The organism is Embleya scabrispora (assembly GCF_002024165.1).
Lineage (GTDB): Bacteria > Actinomycetota > Actinomycetes > Streptomycetales > Streptomycetaceae > Embleya > Embleya scabrispora_A.
The window spans coordinates 4299168-4312898 of sequence record NZ_MWQN01000001.1; the positions used below are offsets into that span (position 1 = coordinate 4299168).

Annotated in this window: 11 protein-coding genes and 1 other RNA gene; 10 read left to right on the top strand and 2 right to left on the bottom strand. The window is 71.1% G+C overall.

Annotation, left to right across the window (positions count from 1 at the left end; translation table 11 throughout):
• Nucleotides 1-16: 16 nt before the first annotated feature.
• From B4N89_RS18970 to prfB, 3 genes are all read left to right on the top strand, one after another.
• Nucleotides 17-1588: a serine/threonine-protein kinase gene (locus tag B4N89_RS18970; RefSeq protein WP_235618688.1), complete on the top strand. Its 1572-nt coding sequence runs from the start codon at nt 17-19 to the stop codon at nt 1586-1588.
• A 149-nt stretch (nt 1589-1737) separates the two neighbouring features.
• Nucleotides 1738-3795, top strand: coding sequence for a protein kinase domain-containing protein (locus B4N89_RS53370; RefSeq protein ID WP_078977033.1), 2058 nt, complete (start codon nt 1738-1740; stop codon nt 3793-3795).
• A 37-nt stretch (nt 3796-3832) separates the two neighbouring features.
• A complete protein-coding gene (prfB, locus tag B4N89_RS18980) occupies nt 3833-4945 on the top strand; it encodes a peptide chain release factor 2 (protein ID WP_078977034.1) in 1113 nt (370 codons plus the stop codon).
• A 330-nt stretch (nt 4946-5275) separates the two neighbouring features.
• On the opposite strand, the gene B4N89_RS47740 is transcribed toward prfB, so the two are convergent.
• Entirely contained in the window at nt 5276-6196 is a 921-nt protein-coding gene (locus B4N89_RS47740; RefSeq protein ID WP_143658019.1) for a hypothetical protein, read from the bottom strand.
• Nucleotides 6197-6669: 473 nt separating this feature from the next.
• The gene (locus tag B4N89_RS18990) at nt 6670-6852 is read right to left on the bottom strand and encodes a hypothetical protein (RefSeq protein WP_078977035.1); all 183 of its coding nucleotides are present in this window, start codon (nt 6850-6852) and stop codon (nt 6670-6672) included.
• Nucleotides 6853-7088: 236 nt separating this feature from the next.
• Between B4N89_RS18990 and ftsE the strand changes: the two genes are divergently transcribed.
• The 7 genes from ftsE (at nt 7089) to B4N89_RS19025 (ending at nt 13563) form a co-directional block, all read left to right on the top strand.
• The gene (gene ftsE, locus B4N89_RS18995; protein WP_078977036.1) at nt 7089-7778 is read left to right on the top strand and encodes a cell division ATP-binding protein FtsE; all 690 of its coding nucleotides are present in this window, start codon (nt 7089-7091) and stop codon (nt 7776-7778) included.
• A 56-nt stretch (nt 7779-7834) separates the two neighbouring features.
• Nucleotides 7835-8740, top strand: coding sequence for a permease-like cell division protein FtsX (gene ftsX / locus B4N89_RS19000; RefSeq protein WP_078977037.1), 906 nt, complete (start codon nt 7835-7837; stop codon nt 8738-8740).
• Nucleotides 8741-8911: 171 nt separating this feature from the next.
• Complete coding sequence (locus tag B4N89_RS19005; RefSeq protein WP_143658020.1) at nt 8912-10168, top strand: M23 family metallopeptidase; 1257 nt, start codon at nt 8912-8914, stop codon at nt 10166-10168.
• Nucleotides 10169-10217: 49 nt separating this feature from the next.
• Nucleotides 10218-10697, top strand: coding sequence for an SsrA-binding protein SmpB (gene smpB, locus B4N89_RS19010; protein ID WP_078979457.1), 480 nt, complete (start codon nt 10218-10220; stop codon nt 10695-10697).
• 143 nt (nt 10698-10840) lie between these two features.
• Nucleotides 10841-11210, top strand: a transfer-messenger RNA (tmRNA) gene (gene ssrA / locus B4N89_RS19015).
• A 429-nt stretch (nt 11211-11639) separates the two neighbouring features.
• Nucleotides 11640-13046, top strand: coding sequence for an NAD-dependent malic enzyme (locus B4N89_RS19020; protein WP_078977039.1), 1407 nt, complete (start codon nt 11640-11642; stop codon nt 13044-13046).
• A gap of 235 nt (nt 13047-13281) precedes the next feature.
• Nucleotides 13282-13563: an HU family DNA-binding protein gene (locus tag B4N89_RS19025; protein ID WP_020553331.1), complete on the top strand. Its 282-nt coding sequence runs from the start codon at nt 13282-13284 to the stop codon at nt 13561-13563.
• The last annotated feature ends 168 nt before the right edge of the window (nt 13564-13731 follow it).

Consider the following 13731-nt stretch of genomic DNA (forward strand, 5'->3'; position numbering starts at 1 on the left):
CGGCACCACCGCCCAGGTGGCGGACAGGACAGTGGGGAGCGGCGTGGACCGGCCGGTCGGCAGCAAGTATCTGCTCCAGGAGACCCTGGGGCGCGGAGCCAGTGGCACCGTCTGGCGCGCGAGCGTGCGCGACTCCGGCGAGGTGGTCGCGGTCAAGGTGCTGCGCGAGGAGTTGGGTACCGACCCGGACGTGGTCACCCGCTTCCTGCGCGAGCGCTCGCTGCTGCTCAACCTGCGCCACCCCAACCTCGTACACGTGCGCGACCTCGTCGTCGAGGGCGAGACGCTCGCCCTCGTGATGGACCTGATCGACGGTCCCGACCTGCGCACCTACCTGCGCGAGAACGGCCCGCTCCCGGCCGCCCCCGCAGCGCTGACGATGGCTCAGATCTGCGACGCGTTGAGCGTGACACACGCCGACGGGGTGATACACCGCGACCTCAAACCGGCCAACATCATGCTGGCCCGCAACGGCGACTCGCTCTACCCGATGCTGACCGACTTCGGCATCGCCCGGCTCGCCGACTCGCCCGCGCTCACCCGCACCCACGAACTCGTCGGCACCCCCAGCTACGTGGCCCCGGAGACCGCCGAGGGCCGCCCGCTCACCCCCGCCGTGGACGTCTACGCGGCGGGCGTGGTGCTCTACGAACTGGTCGCCGGACACCCGCCGTTCCGCGACACCAACCCGATCGCGCTGCTGCACCACCACCTGACCGAGCTGCCGGCGCGGCCGGCGGGAATGCCCGACGCCTACTGGCTGATCACCGAGCGCTGCCTGGCCAAACAACCCGAGGTGCGGCCCGACGCGGCGGGCCTCGGCCGCGCGTTGCGGATGGCCGCCGACGTGGTCTCCGGCGCGCGGCCCGACGACGGCTCGATCGCACAGGTGCTGGCCGCGAGCGCGTTCGGCGCCCGAGCCGGCGGCGGGGCCGCCGACGCCACCCGCGCGCTCCCGCAGACCCGGGCCGGCTACCCGAGCGCGCCGACCACTCCGCCGCCGACGCCGCCGGCACCGCCCGCGTCGCCGAACGCCACCCGGGTGATGAGCACGCAGCCGCCCGGCTACCCGCAACCGCAGCAACCGCCGCCCACACGGCCACAACCGGCGCAGCAGGCCCCGCACCACCCGCCGCCCGCCTACGCCGAGCCGGTGCAGCACAGCCGGCCCGGCCCGCCGGCGCAGGCCGACCCCGGCCCGCCGCCGCCCCCACCGCCCCCGTCGCGCTACCGCCGCGACGAGGCGGCCGAACGCGAGCCCCGACGCCGACCGCGCGCGGTGCGCGAGCCGGAGGAGCCCAGGGAGCGCGAGCCGCGCGATCGCCGCGAACGCGAGCCGCGCCGGCGGCGGTTCCGGCTCACCAGCATTCCCGGCGTGGGCTGCACCATCGGCTGTCTGCTGCGGCTGGTCATCATCGCCGCGGTCCTGTTCGCCGTCTACTGGTTCAGCCCGCTGCACGACTGGGTGAACTCCGCGATCGACACCTTCGATACCGTTCGAGGCTGGTACGACGACGTCAAGGACTTCGTCACCGGCAACGACGGCGGCGACAAGGGCGACGGCAGCGGCGGTGGCGGCAAGAACTGACGCGAAGTCATCCCCCGGTCGCCCGCGTCGAGGACGACCTCGTACACGCCGTCCTGTCCGACGGTCCCCGGATTCGGGGGCCGGCCGCGTAGGGTGCGGTCGGGGAAGTCCGCTGTGAGCACCACGCTCGCTGGGTCCACGGAGCTGCTTTGGCACGCAAGATCGGTAGCCGATACGTCGCCCTGAAGGTGCTCGGGCGCGGCGCCAGCGGGACCGTCTGGCAGGGCGAGGGCCCCGAGGGACCCGTCGCGATCAAGCTGCTGCGCGAAGACCTCGCGTCCGACCAGGTGTTGGTCGCCCGCTTCGTACAGGAGCGCACCGCGCTGACCAGTCTCGACCACCCCAACATCGTGGGCGTGCACGACCTGGTCGTCGACGGCACCGACCTCGCCCTGGTGATGGACCTGGTGATCGGCCCCGACCTGCGGGCCCGGCTGGAGCGCGAACGGGTGCTCACCCCGCGCCTGGCCGCCGCGATCGTCGCCGACGTCGCCGACGGCCTGTCCGCCGCACACGCGGAAGGGGTGATCCACCGCGACGTCAAGCCCGAGAACATCCTGATCGACACCTCGGGCGGGGTCTCCCGGGCCCGACTCACCGACTTCGGCATCGCGCGCCTGGTCGACGCGCCGCGCCGCACCCGGGCCACCCGGATCATCGGCACGCCCGACTACCTGGCCCCCGAGATCATCGAGGGCCTGCAGCCGACGGCCGCGGTGGACGTGTACGCGCTGGCCACCGTCCTGTACGAACTGCTCACCGGCTGGACGCCGTTCGGCGGCGGACACCCCGGCGCGGTGCTGCGCCGCCACGTCACCGAACCGGTGCCCGGCATCCCCGGGCTGCCCGACCCGCTCGCCGCGGTGCTCGCGTCCTGCCTGTCCAAGGCGCCCGCCGCGCGGCTGACCGCCCGCGAGTTCGGCGAGCGGCTGCGCTCGGCGCTGCCCGCGCTGATCGGCCTGCCCGCGTTCGACGTCCCCGACCCCAACGGCACCGCGGGCCGCCAGGACACCCCCGTGCCGCGCCCGGCCGGCGTGGTCCCGCTGGTCTCCGGCATCTCCGAGGCCGCCGACGGCAGCCGGGACACGCATACCAACCTGACCCGCCCGGTGTTCGAGGAGGCGGTCCCGGTGCAGTCGCACCGGCGCGGCAAACCGGCGCGCGGCGGCCGGCGCCGGTGGGTCGCGGTGCTCGGCGGCGTGCTGGCCGTGGTCGTGATCGGCGCGGGCGCGATGTGGTTGGGCAAGGACGACGACGACCCGGCCCGCCCCGCCGGACAAAGCTCCGGGTCGCCCACCGACACCGCGCCCGGACCGGCCCGCGGCTCCGAAGGACCGTCGCCGCAGCGGGCCCCCGGCAGCTACGCGTGGGCCGCGTTCGCACCGCTGCCCGCCGCGCCCGTGCTGCTCCAGGGCGGCCCCGCCGCGGCCCGGGTCGACGCGGACCGCAGCTACCTCGTGCAGCGCGACGGCGACGGCGGGCTCTGGTACGTCGTCGGCGACGGCGCGCGCTGGGGCGAATGGCGCAGGCTGCCCACCTTCCGCACCACCGACGACCCCGCGGCGGTGGCCACCGGACCCGGTCGGATGGACGTGTTCGCCGTCGGCGCGAGCGACAAACTGCTGTATCGCGCCACGTTCGCCGACGGCCGCTTCGGCGAGTGGACCAGGACCGACGCCAAGACCAAGCTCACGGGCGCGCCCGCGGCGGTGGCCACCGGCGACCGGATCGACATCGTGGCCCGCACCGCGAGCGACGGCCTGGCCGCCGGGTCGCTCACCGGCGGCGGCTGGAGCGGCTTCACCACGGTGCCCAGCGCCGGCCGGATCGAGGCGGCGCCCGCGCTGACCGCGAGCGGCCCCGGCACGCTGGACGCCTTCGTGGTGCGCGCGGGCGACCACGCGGTGCTGCACATTCCCAGCGTCGACGGCACCTGGCGCGAGCCGGAGCGGGTCAACCTCGCCGCGTCGGCGCGCCCGGCCGCCGCCTGGAGCCAGGTCCGCGGCCTGGTCGTACTGGCCCGCGACGGCAACGGGCGACTGCTCGGCGCGGTGCCCGGCGAGGGCGGCTGGCGGCCGGTCGACCCGAACACCGCCAGCGCCGACGCCCCCGCCGCGGCGGCCGTCGGCGCCGACCGGGTCGACGTGTACGTCCGCGCCGACAACGGCCGCCTGCAGGCCGCCGCGTCGACCCCCGACGCGGGCTGAGTCCCGAGTCGGGCCGCCGTCCACTTAGGATGGGTGCGTGGCTGCCGTTGATCCTTCCGAAGAGCTCAAGTCCGTCGAGTCGACCATGGGGTCGATCGAGGCCGTCCTCGACCTCGACAAGATGCGGGCCGACGTGGCCGCTCTCAACGAGAAGGCGGCGGCGCCGGATCTGTGGGACGACCCCGAGGCCGCGCAGAAGGTGACCAGCCGGCTGTCGTTCCTCCAGGGCGAACTGCGCCGGGTCGAGGACCTGCGCCGCCGGATCGACGACGTGAACGTCCTGTTCGAGCTGGCCGAGGGCGAGGACGACGCGGACACCCGCGCCGAGGCCGAGAGCGAGCTGGCGTCGGTGCACAAGGCGGTCGGCGAACTCGAGGTCCGCACGCTGCTGTCCGGCGAATACGACGCGCGCGAGGCGCTGGTGACCATCCGCTCCGAGGCCGGCGGTGTGGACGCCGCCGACTTCGCCGAGATGTTGCTGCGGATGTACACCCGCTGGGCCGAGCGGCACGGCTACCCGACCGAGGTCTACGACACCTCCTACGCGGAGGAGGCCGGCATCAAGTCGGCCACCTTCGCGGTCAAGGTGCCCTATGCCTACGGCACGCTGTCCGTCGAGCAGGGCACGCACCGCCTGGTGCGCATCTCCCCGTTCGACAACCAGGGCCGGCGACAGACCTCGTTCGCGGGGGTCGAGGTGTTGCCGGTGGTCGAGCAGAGCGACCGGGTCGACATCGACGAGTCCGAACTGCGGGTCGACGTCTACCGTTCGTCCGGTCCCGGCGGCCAGGGCGTCAACACCACCGACTCGGCGGTGCGGATCACGCACATCCCGACCGGCATCGTGGTGTCCTGCCAGAACGAGCGCTCGCAGATCCAGAACCGCGCCTCCGCGATGGCCGTGCTCTCCGCCAAGCTGCTGGAGCGCCAGCGCCAGGAGGAGCAGGCCCGGATGAACGCGCTCAAGGGCGAGGGCTCGTCCTGGGGCAACCAGATGCGCTCCTACGTCCTGCACCCGTACCAGATGGTCAAGGACCTGCGCACCGAATTCGAGGTCGGCAATCCGCAGTCGGTGCTCGACGGCGAGATCGACGGCTTCATCGAGGCCGGTATCCGCTGGCGCAAAACCCAGCAGACCGCCGCCGCGTAGCCGCGGCCGGCCGCCGGAAATTCCGGTGAACAAGTCGATTTCACGGCCCGGGGCCCCCACGATTCGGCGGGGGTTCCGGGCCGTGTGGCGTTGCGCTTTCGTGCCGATTTTCGCGGCGAATCGGAATTAACCCCCGCAACCCTCTCCGAACGCCCTTGACGCGGCATCCGCCCGGTTACCAGTCTGAACAGCGGCATTACCGCGACGCATCCGATCAAGGGGAGTCCGAGGCGCATCGACAGATGGCACGGACGCGCGTCGGGTGATGCCCAACGGCGTTTGGGACCCCACCCGCGCCGGCGCGGATACGGGGATCTCATCCAACTGGGGTTAATTGATGTCAACCAAAATGCGCGTCCGGACGGCTCGGATAGCCGCCGCCGCGCTGTTCGCGGCGGGCGCGTCCTTCGCGGTCGCCGGTGTGGCGAGCGCGACGGACGGCGGTCCGGACGACGGGTGCGAGCAGACGCACACGTGCCCGGGCGGCCCCGGCGGCGCCTCGACGGGTACGTCGACCGGTACGTCCACGGGCACGTCGACGGGCACCTCCACCGGTACGTCGACCGGTACGTCCACGGGTACCTCGACCGGTACCTCGGCGGGCACGTCCACCGGCACCTCGACGGGGACCTCCACCGGCACGTCGACGGGTACCTCGACCGGTACGTCGACGGGGACGTCCACGGGCACCTCCGCGGGTACCTCGACCGGCACGTCCACGGGGACCTCGACGGGCACCTCCACCGGTACGTCGACCGGTACGTCCACGGGTACCTCGACCGGTACCTCGGCGGGCACGTCCACCGGCACCTCGACCGGTACGTCGACGGGGACCTCGACCGGCACTTCGGCCGGTACGTCGACGGGGACGTCCACCGGTACCTCGACGGGCACCTCGTCGGGTACTTCGACGGGCACGTCGACGGGCACGTCGGCCGGGACCTCCACGGGCACCTCGACCGGTACGTCCGCGGGCACCTCGACGGGCACGTCGTCGGGCACCTCGGCCGGGAGCACCAAGGGCAACTCGGGCGGCTCGGGCGACACCAGCAAGGGCAACTCGGGCGGCAGCACCGGTGGCAACACCTGTGACGCCACGCACGCCTCCGGCGGGCTGGACCTGAACTGCGGCGGCGACGGGAACACCCGGACGAGCAGCGGCAACGACCAGCAGAACGCCCCCGTCCGCGACTTCGGCGGCGGCGACACCGCACCGGCGCAGCAGGCCGCGAAGAAAGAACTGGCCGACACCGGTTCCGGCGCCAACATGGCGTTCCTGATCGTCGGCGGTGCCGCGATGGCGGCCGGTGGCTTCACCTTCACCGTGCTCCCCGCGCGGCTTCGGCGCCGCCAGGCCGAGGCGGCCTGAGTCGAAGACTTGTGCCCCGGCGCGGCGGTGCCGGGGCACTGAATCCGCCGTCCCGGTGTTCCGAGCCGGGCGCACCGCGGTCATCGCGAGTGCGTCTGTGAAACGGTCGGCCCGGAACCGGGGGCGGTGGGCGGTTCCCGCGGTACGCGGTCGGGCCCTGTGCCCGGCCCGAGAACGGGGCGCCCGCTCGGATCGGTCCGCGCCGGACAGCTGCCGGCAAGGGCGGGTCCGGGTTCCGGAAGCCGCGGAGCACCGCTGCACAGCGCGAAGGCCCTGGGGGCACCCAGGGCCTTCGTCGTGTCCGGTCTCGGCCTGTGCCGGGCTCTCTCTCGGCGGCCGGCGCGCTTCGGGCGGCTCAGCCGCCCACGCGGGCCAGCAGCAGCGCACACGCCAGGACGAGCAGGGCGAGTGCCGCCAGCATCGCGGGGTTGATCCCGCCGGAGCCCCGGAGGCGTTCGCGACTGGCCCGGCACGTCGGGCAACGACCCTCCGTGACCAGTCCGGCGCAGTTCGCACACACCAGGCGGTCCAAGGTCATCTCGACTCCTCCGCCTCGATTGCTCCGTTATCACGCATCGATACGCATAACGCTCACGACGCGGCGGGAAGTTCCCGTCCGCCTCCACTGTGCCGCTTACACTCACGGAATGGCCATGCCCGACGACCACTCTGTTCGAGCCTGGGCGCCCGGCTCCCGACAGTGTGGTCCCTTGGCCTCCTCTGTGCCCCCAGCTGCATGCCCTGCCCCCTACACTGGCGCACCGTGATGCAACCGTGATCCGATTCGACAACGTCAGCAAGACCTACCCGAAGCAGCCGCGCCCCGCGTTGCACGACGTCTCCCTCGAAGTGGAGAAGGGTGAGTTCGTCTTCCTCGTCGGGTCCTCGGGCTCGGGTAAGTCCACCTTCCTGCGGCTGGTCCTCAAGGAGGAGCGGCCGTCCCTGGGCAACATCTTCGTGGCGGGCAAGGACCTCGGCCGACTGTCCAACTGGAAGGTGCCCGCGCTGCGCCGCCAGGTGGGCACGGTCTTCCAGGACTTCCGCCTGCTGCCGAACAAGACGGTGTACCAGAACGTCGCGTTCGCGCTCGAGGTGATCGGCAAGCCTCGGGGCACGATCCGCAAGGTGGTACCGGAGGTTTTGGACCTGGTGGGGCTGGGCGGCAAGGAAGAGCGCATGCCCGGCGAGCTGTCCGGTGGTGAGCAGCAACGGGTGGCGATCGCCCGGGCCTTCGTGAACCGGCCGATGATCCTGATCGCCGACGAACCCACCGGCAACCTCGACCCGCAGAACAGCGTCGGCATCATGAAGCTGCTCGACCGGATCAACCGGACGGGCACCACGATCCTGATGGCCACGCACGACCAGGCGATCGTGGACCAGATGCGCAAGCGCGTCATCGAGCTGGAGCAGGGCCGACTCGTCCGCGACCAGTCTCGCGGCGTGTACGGCTACCAGCACTGATCCACCGGACCACCCCGGCGCGGCAGTCCGGCCGCGCCCCTAGCGACTAGGACATCATGCGCGCCCAGTTCGTCCTCTCGGAGATCGGAGTCGGTCTCCGCCGGAACCTGACCATGACGATCGCGGTGATCGTCAGTGTCGCGCTGTCCCTCACGCTGGCCGGAGCGGGTCTGCTGCTGCGGGTTCAGGTGAACGAGATGAAGGACTTCTGGTACGACCGGGTCGAGGTCTCGATCTTCCTGTGCGGCAAGAGCGACCACGGGCCCGGTTGTGAGGGCGGCGAGGTCTCGAACGAGCAGCGTGAGGGGTTCCGCGCGGAACTCAGCCGGATGCCCCTCGTGGAGAAGACCTACTACGAGACCAAGCAGGAGGCGTTCCAGCACTTCAAGGAGCAGAACAAGGAATCGCCGATCTCCGGCAGCGTGACCGCCGATCAGCTGCCGGAATCCTTCCGGGTCAAATTGAAGGACCCGACCAAGTACCAGGTGGTGGCCAGCGCGTTCCAGGGGCGCCCGGGTGTGCAGTCCGTCCAGGACCAGCGCAAGATCCTGGAGCCGTTCTTCAAACTGCTGAAGAACGCGCAGTGGGCGGCGCTCGGGGTGATGGTCTTCATGCTCCTGGTGGCGATCCTGCTGATCGTCAATACCGCCCGGGTGTCCGCGTTCAGCCGCCGGCGGGAAACCGGGATCATGCGCCTGGTCGGCGCGTCGAACCTGTACATCCAATTGCCGTTCATCATGGAATCGGCGATCGCCGGGCTGCTGGGCGGTCTGATGGCGACCGGGTTGTTGAGCGCCGGGTTCTACTTCGGGGTGAAACAGGGGCTCGGTCAGCAGTTCAGCGCGTTCGATCTGATCGGCTGGGGCCCGGTGTTGATGACCCTGCCGTGGCTGATCGTGTTCGGCGCGGTGATGTCGGCGATCGCGTCGTTCTTCACCCTGCTGAAGTACCTCAAGGTCTGAGCACCGGCCGGACACCGGCTACCCGGAGCGGCCCGAGAGCCCCGCGGCGCCACGGCGCGGCGGGGCTCTCGAACGTCTGTATGCGGCCGGATGGGTTTCGTGTGGGTTCGTATTACTTCCATACCGGTGTGTTCAGTGGCAATTCATGTGCGTTCCGCGTTTCTTGTGATCATGCGCAGAACTCGGACCAGGCGACTCGGATTGTCGGTGCTCGTGGTGATCACGGCCGCCGCGGTGGGTTTCGTGCCCGCGTACGCCGACGGCGACGGCGACGGGGACGTGCGGGCCCGGAAGCAGCGCGCCGACGCGGCGGCCCGGGACATGCGGGCCGACCTGGACGCGTCGCTGGCCCGGTTGTCCGCGGCGGAGAAGGCGTACGCCGAGGCCGAGGCGGCCGCGCCGGGGGCCCGGGCCGCGGCCGACGCCGCCCGGGCGAAGGTGGCCGAGGCGCGGGCCCGTACCGCCGAGCTGAGCCACGGCGTGGAGCTGGCGGACGCCGCGGTGACGACCGCGGAGGCCGAGTTGCGCGACGTGGCCGCCTCGACCCAGGCGGTGCGCGACGACGTGGCGCAGTTGGTGGGTCGGGCGTACCGCAGCGGGCAGATGGCGCAGTTGTCGATGATCCTGCGCGCGCAGACCCCCGCGGAGCTGCTGAGCAGCCTGGAGAGCTATCGGCGCATGGTGCAGACGGACCACGAGACGATCGCGCGCCTGGAGCGCACCCGGGACGCGGTGGAGGCCCGCCGGGCCGAGCTGGAGCGGCGCCGCGAGGAGGCCCGGCGCAGGCACGCCGAGGCCGGGCGGAACCTGGCCGAGGTGGTCGCGCTGGAGAAGACCGCGACCGAGGCGGCGGCGAGGGTGACCGCGCTCGGCGCGCAGCGCGAGGCCGCGCTGGTCACCGCGCGCGAGGAGAAGGCGGCCGACCAGCAGCGCTACGAGGCGATCCGCACCGAGCAGAAGCGGCTGACCGAGCTGGTCAACCGCAGCAACGCGCCCGCCCGCGGGGTCGGGTCGCAGCCGTCCTCGGCCAAGGGCGGCGCGCTGTCCTACCCGGTCCGCGGCTCGATCAGCTCGGGCTTCGGGATGCGCTACCACCCGATCCTGGAGTACACGAAGCTGCACACCGGCACCGATTTCGCGGTCCCCGAGGGCACCGCGGTGGCCGCCGCCCGCGAGGGCACGGTGGTGCAGACCGGCTACAACGCGGCGTACGGCTACCGCGTGGTGCTCTCCCACGGGCGGGTCGGCGGCGTCGCGCTGACCACGACGTACAACCACCTGTCCCGGATCACCGTGCGCGAGGGGCAGCGGGTGGCCCGGGGCGGCCAGGTCGGCCGCTCCGGCAACACCGGCTGGTCCACCGGCGCGCACCTGCACTTCGAGGTGCTGGTGGACGGCGACTTCGTCGACCCGGTCCTGTGGATGTAGCCCCCGTCGGGGTAATGGGCTTGCGGCCATGCGCGAGAATACAGAGATCATGGCGAAAGAGATCGGGCGCAAACTCATCGCCCAGAACAAGAAGGCGCGGCACGACTACCTGATCGAGGACACCCTCGAGGTCGGGCTCGTGCTGACCGGCACCGAGGTCAAGTCGCTGCGGGCCGGCAAGGCGTCCCTGGTGGACGGCTTCGCGAGCATCGACGGCGGCGAGGTGTGGCTGCACAACGTGCACATCTCGGAATACTCCCAGGGCACGTGGACCAATCACACGGCGCGGCGCAAGCGGAAGTTGCTGCTGCACCGGCACGAGATCGACAAGCTGGTCCAGTCGACCCAGGAGACGGGCCACACGCTGGTGCCGCTGAGCCTGTACTTCAAGGACGGCCGGGCGAAGCTCGAACTGGCGCTGGCCAAGGGCAAGAAGAACTACGACAAACGACAGACCCTGCGCGAACAGCAGGACAGGCGGGAGACGGAGCGCGTGATGTCGAAGTACGTGCGCGGCCGTAGCCACTGAACCGGCGGCGAGGGTGACCGGCGGGGAATGAAGTGGACCGGTCCGACGTTGGACCGTACGATGTGCCTGGTTCGGCTCGAGCAAGCGTGGCGAGTCGGGCCGTCGAGCAGGACACCCTCGGGTGGTTGCTTGAAAATTCAATAGGGGGTGATCGGTTTCGACTGCGGCTGTCGAAGCAGAGGAAGCGAGCCGAGGAAGCGACAATGATCTCGTTAACCATATGTCGCAAACAAATAATCGCCGATACCAAGCGCGATTCCTTCGCCCTCGCTGCCTAAGCGAGTATCCGAAGGTGTCAGACCGGGTGCGTCCCCGCCCCGGACCCTGGCATAATCTAGGGGACTTCACCGCCCGACCCGGTTACGGGGTCGTTCGGGACAAAAAACAGTAACTGGGCCCGTCGGTGTCTTGTCCACGTGAACACCGGGGCCGAGAAAATCGTTGTGGACTGCGCTCGGAGAAGCTCTGGTTCCGCACCGTAGGACGCGGGTTCAATTCCCGCCACCTCCACCCCTGTTGAAAAGCAGTGAAAGCAGAGCCCGGTGTGTCCGCACACCGGGCTCTGCTTCGTTCTGCCGCGCTGGGCGTTTGAGGCGGTCCCGGCATACGAAAGCGGCGGTCCCCTGGGGGCCGCCGCTTTCTGCGTCGAGGACACCGACCCGCCAATGCTCGCCTCTCGGCAAGTGGTCCCTCGTGGGGACTAATGGTTGGGCCCGGGGGCTTGGATCGAGCCGGTGTCGTCGACCAGCGTAACCGACCGTCCCGTCGAGGCCGGGAGGATCGGCGAAGGACGAGGATCACAGTTTGCGTGGTCGGGGAGTCCGGGTAGGGGCGGGCCCCGGCTGCCCCGGCCGGCACGCCGATGTCCACGAAGTGAGACCATCGGGAGCGATGCGACGTCGTGGGAAACGGGCGTCGCAGCGATCGGAGGAGAAAGAGTTCATGCCCGCAGCGCCCAGCGCCTCGTACTCGATCACGGCTCGACTGGAGGTCCCCGCAGGGGGTCCGTCGGTCAGTCGGCTCACCAACACGGTGGAATCCGCCGGGGGGTCGATCACCGCGCTCGACGTCACCGCGTCCGGCCACGAGCGCCTGCGGATCGACGTCACGATCGCCGCTACCTCGACCGATCACGCCGACCGGCTCGTGGAGGCGATCCGCGAGATCGAGGGCGTCACCCTCGGCAAGGTCTCGGACCGCACCTTCCTGATGCACCTCGGCGGCAAGATCGAGATGCAGTCCAAGCACCCGATCCGCAACCGCGACGACCTCTCGATGGTCTACACCCCGGGCGTGGCGCGGGTGTGCCTGGCCATCGCGGAGAACCCGGACGACGCGCGCCGGCTGACCATCAAGCGCAACACCGTCGCGGTGGTCACCGACGGCTCCGCGGTGCTCGGCCTGGGCAACATCGGCCCCAAGGCCGCGCTGCCGGTCATGGAGGGCAAGGCGGCCCTGTTCAAGCGCTTCGCGGGGATCGACGCGTGGCCGATCTGCCTGGACACCCAGGACCCGGACGAGATCGTCCGGGCCGTGCAGGTGATGGCGCCGGGCTTCGCCGGGATCAACCTGGAGGACATCTCCGCGCCGCGCTGCTTCGAGATCGAGCGCCGGCTCCGCGAGACGCTGGACATCCCGGTCTTCCACGACGACCAGCACGGCACCGCGATCGTGGTGCTCGCGGCGCTCACCAACGCGCTGCGGGTGGTCGGCAAGAAGATCCAGGACGTGCGCATCGTCATGTCGGGCGCGGGCGCGGCCGGCACCGCCATCCTCAAGCTGCTCCTCTCCGCGGGCGCGGGCCACGTGGTGGTCGCGGACGTGCGCGGCGTGGTGCACACCGGGCGCGAGGACCTGGGCACGGACCTGCGCTGGATCGCCGAGCACACCAACGAGCAGGGCCTGACCGGCACGCTCAAGGAGGCCGTGGTCGGCGCGGACGTCTTCGTGGGCGTGTCGGCGCCGAACGTACTCGACGGCTCCGACATCGCCGCGATGGCCGCCGACTCGATCGTGTTCGCGCTGGCCAACCCGGATCCCGAGGTGGACCCGGCGGCGGCCCTGGAGCACGCCGCGGTGGTCGCCACCGGGCGCAGCGACTTCCCCAACCAGATCAACAACGTGCTGGTCTTCCCGGGCGTCTTCCGCGGCCTCGTGGACGCGCAGAGCCGGCACATCAGCGACGACATGCTGCTCGCGGCCGCGCGGGCGCTGGCGTCGGTGGTCTCCGACGACGAAGTCAACCCGAACTACATCATCCCGAGCGTTTTCCACCCGGAGGTCTCCTCGGTGGTCGCCGCGGCGGTGCGGGACGCGGTGTTGGCGGAGCGTCAGAACCCTGCGGGATGATCGTCGTACTGTCGGTCCGTATCCCGGTTGCGGGGCCCCCCGAACGGCCCCGTAATCTGCCGGAACCGCGAAATCACGGGGCTTTCCCAGTGATTTGGCGTGTCCTTGATTAGCTTCCGGGCATGGATGAGTGCAGGATTCGTCCCCGGGGCAAGAACAGCGAGTTGGACTGAACCACGTTTGCGACCACGTTCCGTGGTCGTCGGCGGAGGTCAGCAAGACACGGGAGTGACACATGAACCGCAGTGAGCTGGTGGCCGCCCTCGCGGAGCGCGCCGACGTGACCCGCAAGGACGCGGACGCCGTACTGAGCGCGCTCGCCGACGTGGTCGGCGAGATCGTCGCCAAGGGCGACGAGAAGGTCTCCATCCCGGGCTTCCTCACCTTCGAGCGCACCCACCGTGCCGCCCGCACCGCGCGGAACCCGCAGACCGGCGACCCGATCGACATCCCCGCCGGCTACGGCGTCAAGGTTTCGGCGGGCTCGAAGCTCAAGGCCGCGGCCTCGGGCAAGTAAGTCCGTAGCAGCCCCGGTGGAAACCGGAAGGGCGGCTTCCCCAGCGGGGGAAGCCGCCCTTCCGGCGTTGTGGGGCCCGAGCGGCCCCGCGCGGCCCTCCTCGGGCCCCTGAGACCCCGGGAAGGGGCCATCGTGCACCGAGGGGCCGCGGGAAACGGCCGACGAACG